Source organism: Streptomyces sp. NPDC058674 (assembly GCF_042716505.1).
In the GTDB taxonomy this organism is placed as follows: domain Bacteria; phylum Actinomycetota; class Actinomycetes; order Streptomycetales; family Streptomycetaceae; genus Streptomyces.
The window spans coordinates 1-12,730 of record NZ_JBHXSC010000111.1; the positions used below are offsets into that span (position 1 = coordinate 1).

Consider the following 12,730-nt stretch of genomic DNA (forward strand, 5'->3'; position numbering starts at 1 on the left):
CGGCGCCCGCCGGCACGGAGGGCGCCCCGCCCGCCGCGCCGAGCACTTCGCCGGCACCGCCTCGCAGGCGGATCGCCGCACGACTCGAGACGGCCTGGCGCCTGGGCGCTCCGTGCGTCGGCGGGCGGCGGGAGCGGCCCGCGCCGGACCGCTCCCGCCGCCCACTGTGCGCCGCGCGCCCGCGCGGCCCCGCCCGGACGCGCCACCCGCCGCCGAGGTTCAGCCCTGCGGCGGCTGCGGGATGCTGTCGGCGTCCCGCCGGGGCTCGTCCTGCCGCTGGACCCGCGCCTCGGTGCGGTGCCCGCGCGCGATGTAGTCCCGTACGACGGCTTCCACCGCGTCCTGCGGGGAGCCGACCCCGGCGAGCACCATCACTTCCACCACGAGTTCGGCGTCGAGGCTGATGTTGACCTTGGCCACGGGTGACCCCCTTCGTCCCATCGTCGTGCGGGGGACTCTAGCCGCAGCCGTCCCCTACGCGTTGGGCCGGAGCGTCCAGACGACGGTCATCTCTCCCGTCACGGCCTCGTCCTCGCGCCGGATGGCGACGGTGACGGGGAACTCCGGGCGGCCGCCCGCGTCGAGCTCGGCGACGACCTCCGCCGCCGGGCGGCCGAGGGTGGCGGTGGCGGTGACGACGCCCTTGGCGAGCTTCTTGTAGCCGATCTCGGCCTTGACGGCGAGCGGCACGGCGCGCGAGAGCTGGTCGCCGAAGGCGGCCAGGACGATCGCGCCGCTCGCGGACTCCGCCAGCGTGAACATGGCGCCGGCGTGCGGACCGCCGACGTGGTTGTGGTAGTCGGGCTGGTCCGGGAGCCGCACGACCGCGCGCTCGGGGGTGGTCTCCAGGAACTCGAGGTTCAGGGTCCGGGCCATCGGCACCGTCGCGGCGAGCAGTTCGCCCACGTTCATCTGTTCTGCGCTCATGGAAGCCGATGTTACCCATGAGTAGATACGCTTGGCCAGAGCCTGAGCGGGGGCGGCCGTGGCTGCCCCGGCCCGCTCCCACTATCGTTACCGGCCATGTGGCCAGGACAGCAGCAGCCGCCCGGGGGCGAGCAGAACCCCCAGGACGCGCAACAGAACCCGTACCAGCAGCAGCCGGGACAGCCGGGGCAGCCGAACCCGTACCAGCAGCCCGGATACGGCGAGCAGCAGCCGGGCTACGGGTACCCGCAGCAGGGGTACCAGACGCCTCCGCCCACCCAGCCCTGGGGAGCCCCCCAGCAGGCCCCGGAACCCCGGCCGCAGGGCGGCGGCAGCCCCTACTCCACCAAGACGGTCGCCATCGTGGCCGCCTCCGCGGTCGTGGTCGCGGCCGCGGCCACCGGAGCCTTCGTCCTGACCCGGGACAAGAAGACGGACGAGGCCGACAACAAGCCCGCCGCCACCTCCTCGGCTCCGGCCTCCTCGGCGCCCGCCCCCACCGGCAGCGTCGCGAACCCGCGGGCCGGCGGCGACGTCAAGACGGTCGTCCCGGGCTGGAAGGTCGTCCTCAACCCGAAGTACGGCACGGCCTTCGACGTCCCGCCGGAGTGGAACGTGCTGGGCTCCGGCACGAGCATCGGCTTCGAGGACTCGAACAAGGGCGACGGCTCCCCGCTCGTCACCATGAGCGGCCCGGCCTACCTCAAGGAAGACTGGTGCAAGGTCGACTCCAACAAGGACGGCAAGGAGGAGTCGACCTCGCTGGCCGGTACGGGCACCAAGGGCGGCCAGGGCGCCAAGGACACGGCCGAGGCGGTGCGCAACGAGGCCGGCAACTGGGTGTTCGGCGGCTACGCGCAGAAGGCCCCGAAGGGCACCGTGAAGGTGTCCGACCCGAAGGAGTACACCACCTCCTCCGGCCTGACGGGCCACATGGCGACCGCCACCGCGGCCGGCGTGCCGAAGCCGGACAAGTGCTCCACCGACGGCAAGTCGATCGCCTTCAGCTTCAAGACCGCCAACGGTGACTTCTCCACCTGGATCCTCTACAGCGCCGCGGGCGTCCCGGACGAGGTCCCCCAGGCGACGCTCGAGAAGATCCTCAGCTCGGTGCGGCTCAACACCGGCTGATCTCCGCCCCGTGCCGCCCGGGCCGGATATCCGTGTGGATGGCCGGCCCGGAGCGGGGATGGTCCCCGGGTTCCGGCCCCCGGGGCGCACCCGGCGGACCCGCACCCGGCCGGCCCGCGCCCGGCGGACCCCGCGAAAACGAGCCCCGCCGCGGTGTGAGCGGGAGCCCCGGCGGCGCGGGGGCTGCCCGCCGCCGCCCCTCAGCCCACGCTGAACGCCCCCTCCGGCGGCTCCGGCGACGCCACCGCGTCCGCGTCGCCCACCGGCCGGGCCCCCCGCCCGAACCGGGCCAGCCCCGCCCCGAACTCCACCCGGGCGGGGAACGCGTCGGCGGCGCACCGGCGGGCCAGCGCGGCCACCGGCAGCTCCGCGTCCGAGGCCAGCAGCAGCGCGTTGCCGAACCGGCGCCCCCGCAGCACCGCGGGTTCGGCGACCAGTGCCACCTGCCCGAACACCGCTCCGAAGTTCGCCAGCTGCGCCCGCAGGAAGTCGAACGGCGCCCCGTCCGCGAGGTTCGCCGCGTACAGCCCGCCGGGCCGCAGCACTCGCGCCGCCTCCCGCGCGTACTCCACCGAAGTGAGCTGCGCCGGCACCCGGGAACCACCGAACACGTCGGCCACCAGCAGGTCCGCGCTCGCCGGGGGAGCCGCCCCCAGCCAGATCCGGGCGTCGGCGGCGTGCACCGTCACCCCGGACCCCTCCGGCAGCGGCAGGTGCTCGGCGACCAGCTCCACCAGGGCGGCGTCGAACTCCACGACCGCCTGCCGCGAGCCCGCCCGGGTCGCGGCGGCGTACCGCGGCAGGGTGAGCGCCCCGCCGCCCAGGTGCAGGAGGTCCAGCGCCAGACCCGGCTCCGCCGCGCAGTCCAGGACGTGCCCGAGACGGCGGACGTACTCGAACTCCAGGTGCCGCGGGTCGTCCAGGTCCACGTAGGACTGCGGCGCCCCGTCGACGGTCAACAGCCAGGCCCGCTCCCGGTCCACGTCCGGCATCAGCTTGGCGGTGCCCTGGCCCACGTCCCGGATCACGGGGATCTGTTCGTCGCTCACCCCCTCATTGTCGGGGCGGTCCTCAGCCGGTCCAGACCGCCCGTGCCCCCACGGCGTGCTCGGCGGCCTGGGCCAGGCCCGCGCGGGCGGCCGGGTCCCGGCGGGCCGGATCCAGGACGTTGCGGCCGAAGGCCTTGCGGGCCGCCGCGGACGGGGTGATCAGCAGGACGCGCGCGCCCGCCTCGCGGAGCCGGGCCGCCTGCGCGGCCGGCGAGGGGACGAGCCCGCCGCCCAGCGACATCGGGGCGATGACGACGACCCGGGCGTAGCCCGCGGCCAGGTCGGCGTTGGTGGCGGAGCGGATGCCCCCGTCGATGAAGCGGCGCCCGCCGACCGTCGCCGGCGGCCACACCCCGGGCACCGCACAGCTCGCCGAGACGGCGTCGACCAGTCCCTCGCCGCCCTCCCGGTCGAAGGCCCTCAGCTCGCCGCTGAGCGCGTCGACGGCGGTGACGACCAGGCGCCGCGCGGGCCACTCGTGCGAGACCAGGCGGGCCCGGAGCACCGCGCGCCGCTCGTCCTCGCTCCCGGTGTCCGCGGCCAGCGCGAGGGCGCCGACCCGGCGCCGGTAGGCCTTCGCATCGCGCGAGCGCGCCATCGCCAGGGCGTAGCGGGCGACGAGCCCCGCCCCGAGCCGGGCGGGCAGCTCGCCGCCGGGGTCGCCGAGCTGGCGCTCGTAGAGCTCCTGCGCGGTGAGCAGTCCCGAGGTGAGCTGGGCTCCGACCACCGATCCGGCCGAGGTGCCGACGACGAGGTCGGCGGTGGTGAGGTCCACCCCGGCGCGCGCCAGCCCGTAGAGGATTCCGCACTCCCAGCCGACGCCGGTCAGTCCCCCGCCGCCCAGTACCAGTGCCGTTGCGCCGCCCATCGCCGCCCGCCCCCCGCTTCTCGAATCCCGTGCACGCCCGTGGTGACGACAGGCAGTCTGACGCAGCCTGCCCACTGCCGCCACGCCCCTGCCGGGACCGGTCCGGCCGGATCGGCGGAGGGGGTCGGCGGAACGGCCCGGGCGGGCGGCCGGGCCCCGCCCGGGGCGGTCCGAGCCCGCCTGCCGGGGTCGTCGGGGAGGCCCGGCGGGGGCGCCGGGCGGGCGGCCGGATGAGGCACGGATTACGGCGCCGGGCCTGACGTGTCGGTTAGTCTCCCGGAATGTCCCTCCTCCTCGCGCCGTGGCTCCGGCTGGTACTCCTCGTCGTGCTGCTCGTCGCGGCCGGCGCGGGCGTGCTGCTCTACGAGCCCCAGCGCCTCCTCACGGAGGGCCCGCCCCCCGGACTGCCCGCGGGGACCGCGGTGCTGCTGTTCGCGGGCGGTTACGGCGTGTGCGCCGCGGCCTTCGTGCCGCGCCCGCTGCTCAACCTGGCCGCGGGAGCCGTCTTCGGCGCCGGTTCCGGGCTCCTCGCCGCGGTCGGGGGCACGGTGCTCGGCGCCGGGATCGCCTTCGGCCTGGGCCGGGCGATGGGCCAGGAGGCGCTGCGCCCGTACGTGCGCGGCCGCTGGCTCCGGGCGGCCGACGGGCAGCTCAGCCGGCACGGCTTCCGCTCGATGATCGCGGTCCGGCTCTTCCCCGGGGTTCCCTTCGCGGCGGCCAACTACTGCGCCGCGGTGTCCCGCTGCGGCTGGCTGCCCTTCCTCTCCGCGACGGCGCTCGGCGTCGTCCCGAACACCGCCGCCTACGTGATCGCGGGGGCGAGCGCCTCCTCCCCCGGTTCCCCCGCCTTCCTCGTCTCCTTCGGGTTCATCGGGGTCTCCCTGGCGGTCGCCGCGGCCGTCGCCTGGCGCAAGCGGCACCGGCTGGCGCCCCCTCGCGCGGTGGGTGCGGCGTTCGAACCGGCGCCCCAGCACCCCCCGGTGGTCAGCGGCGCACCGCACGGGCCCTAGCATCGGACCCGAACTGCCCGACGATCACAAGGACGAGCGCACCCCGACATGAGCTGGTTCGAATCCCTAGTCCTCGGTCTCGTCCAGGGGCTTACGGAGTTCCTCCCGATCTCCTCCAGTGCCCACCTGCGGCTGACCGCGGCGTTCGCCGGCTGGCACGACCCGGGGGCGGCCTTCACCGCCATCACCCAGATCGGCACCGAGGCCGCCGTGCTGATCTACTTCCGCAAGGACATCGCGCGGATCGTCTCCACCTGGTTCCGCTCCCTCTACACCAAGGCCCTCCGGTCCGAACAGGACACGAAGATGGGCTGGCTGGTGATCGTGGGGTCGATCCCGATCGGTGTGCTCGGCCTCGTGTTCAAGGACCAGATCGTGGGCCCGGCCCGCGACCTGCGGCTGACCGCCACGACCCTGATCGTGATGGGCGTCGTGCTCGGCATCGCGGACCGGCTGGCCGCCCGCGACGAGGAGGGCGGCCGGCACCGCGCGATCCGCGAGCGCAAGACGCTCAAGGAGCTGGGCGTCAAGGACGGTCTGATCTTCGGCCTCTGCCAGGCGATGGCCCTGATCCCGGGTGTCTCCCGGTCCGGCGCCACGATCTCCGGCGGTCTGCTGCTGGGCTTCACGCGTGAGGCCGCCGCCCGCTACTCCTTCCTCCTCGCCATCCCGGCCGTGCTGGCCTCCGGAGCGTTCGAGATCAAGGACGTGATGGAGAACCCGGGCCACATCTCCTGGGGGCCGACGGTCTTCGCGACGGTCATCGCCTTCTTCGTGGGCTACGCCGTCATCGCGTGGTTCATGAAGTTCATCTCCACCAAGAGCTTCATGCCCTTCGTGATCTACCGGATCGTCCTGGGCATCGCGCTGTTCGTGCTGATCGGGACGGACGTGCTGAGCCCGCACGCGGGCGAGTCCGGCTCCTAGGAGCCCCGCCGCTCACCGCTTCGCGTGAACCGGAGGCCGCTCGGGAACGTTCCCGGGCGGCTTTCGCGTCGTTGTGCCTGAAGAGACCTGACGGCGAGCGACGGGGGGCGTCCCATGGGACGAGTGGTGTTGGAGCGGTTTCCGGCCGGAAGTCCGCGGGGAAGCTGGCCGGCCGAGGAGTACGCCGCGCAGCGGCTGCGCGAAGGCGTGCAGGCCGAGGTGGTGATGGACCTGGACAGCGACGCCTTCCTGGTGGTCGTGCGGCAGCGGGAGGCCTGTTCCGGTCATTGACCGTCGGCGCGGAGATCCTTTCGGCGCACGCCCCTTGGCCCCGCGTCCCCGCAGCCCCACACTGACCCGATGACGCAGCGTGTTGACCTCACGACGGTGATGGACCGGTTGGCGATCGACGAGGTGGTCACGGGGTACGCGGTGGCCGTCGACGACGGCGACTGGGCCGCGTACCGCGCCCTCTTCACCGCGCGGGGGCGGGCCGACTACACCTCGGCGGGCGGAATCGAGGGGCCGGCCGCAGAGGTCGCGGACTGGCTGGAGGAGACCATGAAGCTCTTCCCGGTCCGGCAGCACCTCATCGTCAACCGGCTGATCCGGGTGGAGGAGCAGGGGGGTTCGCCCGGCGACACCGCGCGGGTGCGGGCGGACTTCCTCAACCCGATGCGGCTGGCCGGCGGCGAGTTCGACGGCGGTGTCACCGCGCCCAACTTCGTCGCGGCCGGACGCTACTCCTTCGAGCTCGCCCGCACCCGCGACGGGTGGCGGCTGAGCGGCGTCACCGTGCACGAGACGTGGCGGCACGTGTCCGCCTGATCGCGCCCCGCCCGCGCGGCTGTTCCACACTGGAAGCGGAGGCATGCCATGGTCGCGGTGCTCGACGGCCGGTTCCCGGGACGGCGCGCCGCCGCGGCGGCCGCCGCGGGGGCCCTGCCCGCCCTCGCCTTTCCCGCGCCCGCACTGTGGTGGTTCGGCTACGTCGCCCTCGTGCCGTGGCTGCTGCTGCTGAGGTCGGCTCCCAGCGGCCGGCGGGCCGCCCTGGAGGGGTGGCTCGGCGGCGCTGCCTTCATCGTGGCGGTCCACCACTGGCTGCTGCCGAGCCTGCACGTGTTCCTGGTTCCGCTGGCCGCGCTGCTGGGCCTGCTGTGGATCCCCTGGGCACTGCTGGTACGGGAGTTGCTGGGCGGGGCCCCGTCGGCGGGCCGGGCGGGCGCCGCGCTCGTCCTCGTACCGGCGGGGTGGCTGCTGTCGGAGCTGGTCCGGTCCTGGCAGGGCCTGGGCGGGCCGTGGGGGCTGCTGGGGGCGAGCCAGTGGCAGGTGCCGCCCGCGCTGCGGCTGGCCTCGGTGGGCGGGGCCTGGCTGGTGGGGCTCGTCGTGGTGGCGGTGAACTGCGCCGTGGTGCTGCTGGTGGCGGTACCCGGCGCGCGGGCCCCGGCGGTCGCGGGGGTCGCGGGGTGTGCGGTGCTGACGGGGGCGGTGTGGCTGTGGGCGCCGGCGCCCGAGGTGTCCGGCCGCCTCCGCGTCGCCGTCGTACAGCCGGGGCCGGTACCGGACGGCCCGGACGCCGCTGCGCTGCGCTTCGCCGCCGGCGAGCGGCTGACCGGGAGCCTGGCCGGGCGGCTGGTCGACCTGGTGGTGTGGGGCGAGAGCAGCGTCGGCGAGGACCTGGCGGCCCGCCCGGACCTGGCGCGGCGCCTCGCCTCGCTCTCCGCGCAGGTCGGGGCGCCGCTCCTGGTGAACGTGGACGCGCGGCGCTCGGACCGCCCCGGGATCCACAAGAGCGCCGTGCTGGTCGGCCCGGGCGGCCCCACGGGCGACCGGTACGACAAGATGCGGCTCGTTCCCTTCGGCGAGTACGTGCCGGCCCGCTCGCTCCTCGGCTGGGCCGCCTCGGTCGGCAGGGCCGCGGGCGAGGACCGGGTGCCCGGAGGGGCGCCGGTCGTGATGGACCTGCCGGGCGGCGCGCGCCTCGGCCCGCTGGTCTGCTTCGAGTCGGCCTTCCCCGACATGAGCCGGCGCCTGGTCCGGGACGGCGCCGCGCTGCTCGTCGCCCAGTCGGCGACCTCCACCTTCCAGGACAGCTGGGCCCCGGCCCAGCACGCCTCGCTGGCCGCGCTGCGCGCCGCCGAGACGGGCCGTCCGGTGGTGCACGCCACGCTCACCGGGATCAGCGCGGTGCACGGCCCGGCCGGCGAGCGCGTCGGCGCCGCGCTGCCCACCTCAGCGAGCACGGCGGAGGTCTACGGGGTGCCGCTCGCCGGGGGCACGACCCCCTACGTCCGCTTCGGTGACTGGCCGGTGGCCGCGGCCCTGGCGGCGCTGGCGGCGTACTGCGCCGTGGCGGGCGCCCGGTCGCTCAGGAAGCCTGCTCCAGGGCCGAGCTCACCACCCGCTCGCACAACTCGTGGGTGAGCAGGGCGTCCCGGGCGCTGAGGGTCGTGCCCGCCGCGACGGCCTCCAGGAAGGCGTCCACCACCTGCTCGATGCCGCGCTGGCGGGCGACCGGCACCCAGTCGCCGCGGCGCCGTACGGTCGGCTGCCCCTTGTGGTCGATGACCTCCGCGAGGTTGACGACCTGGCGCTTGGTGTCCTGTCCCGAGACCTCCAGGACCTCCTCGGTGGAACCGGAGAGCCGGTTCATGATGCCCAGGGCGGTGAATCCGTCCCCGGACATCTGGAGCACCACCTGGTGCATCAGCCCCTCGCGCACCACGGCCCGCACGTCGATGTGGTCGGCCTCGCCGGGCAGCAGGAAGCGCAGGGTGTCGACGACGTGGATGAAGTCGTCCAGGACCAGGGTGCGCGGGTCCTCGGGCAGGCCGACCCGGTTCTTCTGCATGACGATCAGTTCGCGCGGGTGGTCGGCGCACTGGGCGTAGCCGGGCGCGTGGCGGCGGTTGAAGCCGACGGCCAGCGAGACCCCGCGCTCCTCGGCCAGTTCCACCAGCCGGGCCGAGTCCGCGAGGTCGTAGGCCAGGGGCTTGTCCACGTAGGTCGGCACGCCCGCTTCCAGCAGCCGCGCGACGATCTCGGGGTGGGCGGCGGTCGGGGCGTGCACGAAGGCCGCGTCGAGGCCCTGTGCCAGCAGCGCGTCGAGACCGGTGTGCAGGCGGGCGGCCGGGACGTGGTGGAGCGCGCCGATCCGCTCCAGGGTGGCGGGGGTCCGGGTCTGCAGGTGCAGCTCGACTCCGGGACGGGTGGTCAGGACGGGCAGGTACGCCTTCTGCGCGATGTCGCCGAGTCCGATGCAACCGACCTTCACCGAAGCCTCCTGGTTCGAACATGTGGGGATGCCCGCAGCTTAATCCCTGGTGGAGGGGGCGCGGTTCGCCGAGGATGAGGGTCATGCATTCCAATGGATCACATCGCGCAGAACCTTCGACCACCGCCGACGAGCGGGAGATGCTGGACGGCTGGCTCGACTACCACCGCGCCACGCTCGCCTGGAAGTGCGAGGGGCTGGGCGACGAGCAGCTGCGCATGACGCCCCTGAAGCCGTCCGAACTGAGCCTGCTGGGCCTCGTACGGCACATGTCGGAGGTGGAGCGGTACTGGTTCCGGGAGGTCGTGCTGGGCGAGGACCTCCCCGAGCTGTACTGCACCGAGGACGAACCGGACGGGGACTTCCACTTCACGGACGCGGACACCTGGGGCGAGGCGGAGCGGGTCTGGCAGACCGAGATCGAGCTGGCCCGCCAGGCCTCGGCGGGCCGTTCCCTGGACCTGGTCTCGGACGCCGCCTCCCACCACCGCGGCGAGGTCTTCAGCCTCCGCTGGGTCTACAACCACATGATCGAGGAGTACGCGCGCCACAACGGCCACGCCGACCTGCTGCGCGAGCACCTCGACGGCGCCACCGGCGAGTAGGGCTTCTCCCGACCATTCCTCCCCCGTCACCCGTGCGGGGGTGGTTTCGGGCTCCGGATTTTCACAACGGGGTCCTCGCACAGCACAGTTGCGTGCGTGCATCAGACCCGAACCACGACAAAGCTGCTGCTCGGAGTGGCCTGCGCCGTCTCGGCCCTCTCCGGCTGCGTGAACGTGAGCCCCGCCGGCGTGCAGCCGGCGGCGCCGTCCTCCACGGGGGTGCCGCCGCGCCACGAGCCGCGCGGCGGTCCGGTGCCGGCCCCGGTCGTCGTCCGGGCGCCCGCCCTGGAGGCACTGGAGGCGGCCCCGGAGCCCGCGCGGCCCGCGGACCCCGCCCCGGCCCCCCGGCCCGCACGGAGCACCGCGCACGGCGCCCCCGGGGGTCCCGTGCGACCCGCCCCGCCGGTACCGGACGTCCCGGAGCCCGCACCGCCCGCCGAGCCGACGGCGGGGCGGCCGGGCGGCGGGGCGCACCACCCGCGGCCGGGCGGGGAAGCGGAGCGGGAACGGGTACGCAGACTGCCGGTGCGGCCGGCCGACGTGTGCGCCCTGGGGCGGCGGCACGGCCGCTGGCACCCGGACAGCCCGGAGGCCCGCATCTGCGCGGGCGCCCACGGAGGCTGAGCGACCGCACGCGGCGAGCACGGAGCGGCCGGGCGACTGTGCGGCCGGGCAGCCGGGCAGCCGGGCAGCCGGGCATCGCAAGGCGGAGGGGCGCCCGAGTACTGGACGTACTCGGGCGCCCCGACAACGCGGCGAGGTGCGGTGCCGGGCGCCGCGGGCCAGGCGGGACCTTGACGACAGGGCCTAGCAGTCCCGCATCTCCGGAGACTGGTTGAGCAGCTGTCCACGGATCGAAGTGAACTTGGCCAGCCGGTCGTCCACCGAGGAATCCAGCGGGAAGACCGCTACCCGGTGACAGTTCTGGAACGCCAGGCGCACTCCGAAGTGCCGCTGCAGGGCACCGCGTATCGCGTCACTCGCGAGGGCGCGCAGCAGCTGACCGCGCGCCTGCTCGTCGGGGGGCGGCGTCTGGTTGTCGGCGAACTGTCCGCCGTCCACCTTCAGCTGGGCCGCCAGCGAGCTGATCATCTCCCATGCGTAGGGCAGGGAGGTCCGGACGCAGTCGACGAAAGCCGCTTCGTCGACCTCGCCTCGCTCGGCCTGTTCGAGTAGGGCCGGTGAGACGTCGAGCGACATGGGTTCTCCTCTCGCGACCCCGGCCGTTCGGGTTGCCGGAGTCTTACGGGCAGGGAAGGAGGCCGCGACGCAGCGTGCACGCTCCGCAACCTCCCGCTCACCACGGTAGGCGCCCCGTGGGTGGCGCACCAGGAGAATGCGCATACAACGCGCCATCGGCGAACGGGGCTTTCAGGGGCGAATCGCGTGGCGGCCTTCGAGTCGAGTAGCGTTGCCGACCATGCGTCTCGTCATTGCCCGCTGCTCCGTCGACTACGCGGGCCGGCTCACCGCCCATCTGCCCTCGGCACCCCGTCTGATCCTCGTGAAGGCCGACGGCAGTGTCTCGATCCACGCGGACGACCGGGCGTACAAACCGCTCAACTGGATGTCGCCGCCGTGCACCCTCAAAGAGGGGAGCGGTGACGACGCCGGTGTGTGGACGGTCGTCAACAAGGCGGGCGAGAAGCTCATCATCACGATGGAAGAAGTCCTGCACGACTCCTCCCACGAGCTCGGCATCGACCCGGGGCTCATCAAGGACGGCGTGGAGGCCCACCTCCAGGAACTCCTCGCGGACCGCATCGAAACCCTGGGCGAGGGCTACACCCTGATCCGCCGCGAGTACATGACGGCCATCGGCCCGGTGGACATCCTGTGCCGGGACGCCGGCGGAGCGACGGTGGCCGTGGAGATCAAGCGCCGCGGTGAGATCGACGGCGTGGAGCAGCTGACCCGCTACCTGGAGCTGCTCAACCGCGATCCGCACCTGGCGCCGGTCCGGGGTGTGTTCGCGGCGCAGGAGATCAAGCCGCAGGCCAAGGTGCTGGCGACGGACCGCGGGATGGACTGCGTGGTCCTGGACTACAACGCGATGCGCGGCATCGAGGACGACAAGCTCCGCCTGTTCTGAGGCCGTTGACGCGCCCGGCCGGTCCGGCGGCCCCGCCGGACCGACCGGGCGCTGCGGCTACTCGGCCGTCGTCGTCACGGTCGGGCCGGTCGGGTCCGGGCCGGTGGTCGGCGGGACCGTCTCGACGGGCGGGGTCGTCGGGCTCTGCGTCGGCTCCGGTGTCGTCGGCGCGGGCGAGACCGGCGTCGGCGGCGGCGTGGACCGCGGCGGCGTCGGGGACGTGCGGGGCGGCGGGGTGCGGACCGGAGTCCGGCCCGGAGCGGGTGCCAGGGTCTCCCCCGGGACGGCGGGCTCGTTCGGCTCGCCCGACGGGGCCGGATGTGCCGGGTCGGCCGGATCGGCGGGCGCCGGCGGCGCGGGATCGTCACCGCCCGGTGTGGTGAGCGTCGCCGGGGCGGTCTTCGTAGGGGTCGTGGACACCGCCGGTCCCCTGTCCGTCGGCTCGGGGGTCTCGGACGAGCTCATGGCCAGGGCGATCACGGTGCCCAGCGCCACCACTCCCAGCGCCCCCGCCGCGGCCAGCAGCGCCACGCGTCGGCGGTCCGGACGCGGAGCCGGTGCGGGCGCGGGCGCGGGCCGCGCGACGGCGGGCTGCTTCGGCGTCAGCGGGAAGGCGTCCTCGAACACCTCCGACAGCGTCGTGGGCGGCTCCGCGTGCCCGGTGACCGGGACCACCGGGGTCAGCCGCGTGATCGCGGCCGAAGCCTCTCGGGCCGCGCCGGCGCCCTGCGCGAACGCCCCGCCGGGGGCGTGCGCGGGCTCGGCTGCCGACGGGGCCGCCGTCGGGGCCCGGCCCGCAGGGCCCGCGGCGGCGCCCGGGGCCGCGGCCGTACGCGCCGTACCGCCC

General features: G+C 74.7%; 15 protein-coding genes and 1 pseudogene. 9 read left to right on the forward strand and 7 right to left on the reverse strand.

Annotated elements, in window-relative coordinates; all coding sequences use genetic code 11:
• Positions 1-219: 219 nt before the first annotated feature.
• The gene (locus tag ACFWU6_RS32615) at positions 220-420 is read right to left on the reverse strand and encodes a type II toxin-antitoxin system VapB family antitoxin (protein WP_383799217.1); all 201 of its coding nucleotides are present in this window, start codon (positions 418-420) and stop codon (positions 220-222) included.
• A gap of 54 nt (positions 421-474) precedes the next feature.
• Positions 475-927 carry a DUF4442 domain-containing protein gene (locus ACFWU6_RS32620; RefSeq protein WP_383799214.1) on the reverse strand — a complete coding sequence of 151 codons (453 nt, stop codon included), beginning with the start codon at positions 925-927 and terminating at the stop codon, positions 475-477.
• 96 nt (positions 928-1,023) lie between these two features.
• On the opposite strand from ACFWU6_RS32620, the gene ACFWU6_RS32625 reads away from it, so the two are divergent.
• The gene (locus ACFWU6_RS32625; RefSeq protein ID WP_383984972.1) at positions 1,024-2,058 is read left to right on the forward strand and encodes a hypothetical protein; all 1,035 of its coding nucleotides are present in this window, start codon (positions 1,024-1,026) and stop codon (positions 2,056-2,058) included.
• Between the two features lie 200 nt (positions 2,059-2,258).
• Here the strand turns inward: ACFWU6_RS32625 and ACFWU6_RS32630 are convergent, their stop codons facing one another.
• Positions 2,259-3,050: a spermidine synthase gene (locus ACFWU6_RS32630; protein ID WP_383984981.1), complete on the reverse strand. Its 792-nt coding sequence runs from the start codon at positions 3,048-3,050 to the stop codon at positions 2,259-2,261.
• 79 nt (positions 3,051-3,129) lie between these two features.
• Positions 3,130-3,975 carry a patatin-like phospholipase family protein gene (locus tag ACFWU6_RS32635; RefSeq protein ID WP_383799209.1) on the reverse strand — a complete coding sequence of 282 codons (846 nt, stop codon included), beginning with the start codon at positions 3,973-3,975 and terminating at the stop codon, positions 3,130-3,132.
• Positions 3,976-4,256: 281 nt separating this feature from the next.
• Between ACFWU6_RS32635 and ACFWU6_RS32640 the strand changes: the two genes are divergently transcribed.
• The 5 genes from ACFWU6_RS32640 (at position 4,257) to lnt (ending at position 8,336) form a co-directional block, all read left to right on the forward strand.
• Complete coding sequence (locus ACFWU6_RS32640; RefSeq protein ID WP_383799206.1) at positions 4,257-4,985, forward strand: TVP38/TMEM64 family protein; 729 nt, start codon at positions 4,257-4,259, stop codon at positions 4,983-4,985.
• A 48-nt stretch (positions 4,986-5,033) separates the two neighbouring features.
• The gene (locus tag ACFWU6_RS32645) at positions 5,034-5,912 is read left to right on the forward strand and encodes an undecaprenyl-diphosphate phosphatase (RefSeq protein ID WP_383799204.1); all 879 of its coding nucleotides are present in this window, start codon (positions 5,034-5,036) and stop codon (positions 5,910-5,912) included.
• Between the two features lie 114 nt (positions 5,913-6,026).
• Positions 6,027-6,203, forward strand: coding sequence for a hypothetical protein (locus ACFWU6_RS32650; RefSeq protein WP_383799201.1), 177 nt, complete (start codon positions 6,027-6,029; stop codon positions 6,201-6,203).
• Positions 6,204-6,272: 69 nt separating this feature from the next.
• Positions 6,273-6,740 (forward strand): nuclear transport factor 2 family protein, encoded by a 468-nt coding sequence (locus ACFWU6_RS32655; protein ID WP_383799199.1) that lies wholly within the window; start codon positions 6,273-6,275, stop codon positions 6,738-6,740.
• Between the two features lie 48 nt (positions 6,741-6,788).
• Positions 6,789-8,336 carry an apolipoprotein N-acyltransferase gene (lnt, locus tag ACFWU6_RS32660; protein ID WP_383984975.1) on the forward strand — a complete coding sequence of 516 codons (1,548 nt, stop codon included), beginning with the start codon at positions 6,789-6,791 and terminating at the stop codon, positions 8,334-8,336.
• On the opposite strand, the gene ACFWU6_RS32665 is transcribed toward lnt, so the two are convergent.
• Positions 8,281-9,186, reverse strand: a complete 906-nt coding sequence (locus ACFWU6_RS32665) for a Gfo/Idh/MocA family protein (protein ID WP_383799194.1) — start codon at positions 9,184-9,186, stop codon at positions 8,281-8,283. The genes lnt and ACFWU6_RS32665 overlap by 56 nt on opposite strands.
• An 83-nt stretch (positions 9,187-9,269) precedes the next feature.
• Here ACFWU6_RS32665 and ACFWU6_RS32670 point away from each other — a divergent pair, with 83 nt between their 5' ends.
• On the forward strand, positions 9,270-9,791 hold the full coding sequence (locus tag ACFWU6_RS32670) for a DinB family protein (RefSeq protein ID WP_383799191.1): 522 nt from the start codon (positions 9,270-9,272) through the stop codon (positions 9,789-9,791).
• 96 nt (positions 9,792-9,887) lie between these two features.
• Positions 9,888-10,415 (forward strand): hypothetical protein, encoded by a 528-nt coding sequence (locus ACFWU6_RS32675; RefSeq protein WP_383984978.1) that lies wholly within the window; start codon positions 9,888-9,890, stop codon positions 10,413-10,415.
• 183 nt (positions 10,416-10,598) lie between these two features.
• Here ACFWU6_RS32675 and ACFWU6_RS32680 read toward each other — a convergent pair whose 3' ends face one another.
• Positions 10,599-10,991, reverse strand: a complete 393-nt coding sequence (locus ACFWU6_RS32680) for an SCO5389 family protein (protein WP_383813264.1) — start codon at positions 10,989-10,991, stop codon at positions 10,599-10,601.
• 220 nt (positions 10,992-11,211) lie between these two features.
• Between ACFWU6_RS32680 and nucS the strand changes: the two genes are divergently transcribed.
• A complete protein-coding gene (gene nucS / locus ACFWU6_RS32685; protein ID WP_383813266.1) occupies positions 11,212-11,883 on the forward strand; it encodes an endonuclease NucS in 672 nt (223 codons plus the stop codon).
• 57 nt (positions 11,884-11,940) lie between these two features.
• Here the strand turns inward: nucS and ACFWU6_RS32690 are convergent.
• Positions 11,941-12,730: pseudogene (locus ACFWU6_RS32690) on the reverse strand (hypothetical protein); the annotation flags it as partial.

Coding starts and splice junctions, on each gene's coding strand:
- ACFWU6_RS32645 (WP_383799204.1), top strand. CDS start 5,034: ATGAGCTGGTTCGAATCCCTAGTCCTCGGTCTCGTCCAGGGGCTTACG.
- ACFWU6_RS32650 (WP_383799201.1), top strand. CDS start 6,027: ATGGGACGAGTGGTGTTGGAGCGGTTTCCGGCCGGAAGTCCGCGGGGA.
- ACFWU6_RS32680 (WP_383813264.1), bottom strand. CDS start 10,991: ATGTCGCTCGACGTCTCACCGGCCCTACTCGAACAGGCCGAGCGAGGC.
- ACFWU6_RS32670 (WP_383799191.1), top strand. CDS start 9,270: ATGCATTCCAATGGATCACATCGCGCAGAACCTTCGACCACCGCCGAC.
- ACFWU6_RS32635 (WP_383799209.1), bottom strand. CDS start 3,975: ATGGGCGGCGCAACGGCACTGGTACTGGGCGGCGGGGGACTGACCGGC.
- lnt (WP_383984975.1), top strand. CDS start 6,789: ATGGTCGCGGTGCTCGACGGCCGGTTCCCGGGACGGCGCGCCGCCGCG.
- ACFWU6_RS32630 (WP_383984981.1), bottom strand. CDS start 3,050: ATGCCGGACGTGGACCGGGAGCGGGCCTGGCTGTTGACCGTCGACGGG.
- ACFWU6_RS32640 (WP_383799206.1), top strand. CDS start 4,257: ATGTCCCTCCTCCTCGCGCCGTGGCTCCGGCTGGTACTCCTCGTCGTG.
- ACFWU6_RS32655 (WP_383799199.1), top strand. CDS start 6,273: ATGACGCAGCGTGTTGACCTCACGACGGTGATGGACCGGTTGGCGATC.
- nucS (WP_383813266.1), top strand. CDS start 11,212: ATGCGTCTCGTCATTGCCCGCTGCTCCGTCGACTACGCGGGCCGGCTC.
- ACFWU6_RS32620 (WP_383799214.1), bottom strand. CDS start 927: ATGAGCGCAGAACAGATGAACGTGGGCGAACTGCTCGCCGCGACGGTG.
- ACFWU6_RS32625 (WP_383984972.1), top strand. CDS start 1,024: ATGTGGCCAGGACAGCAGCAGCCGCCCGGGGGCGAGCAGAACCCCCAG.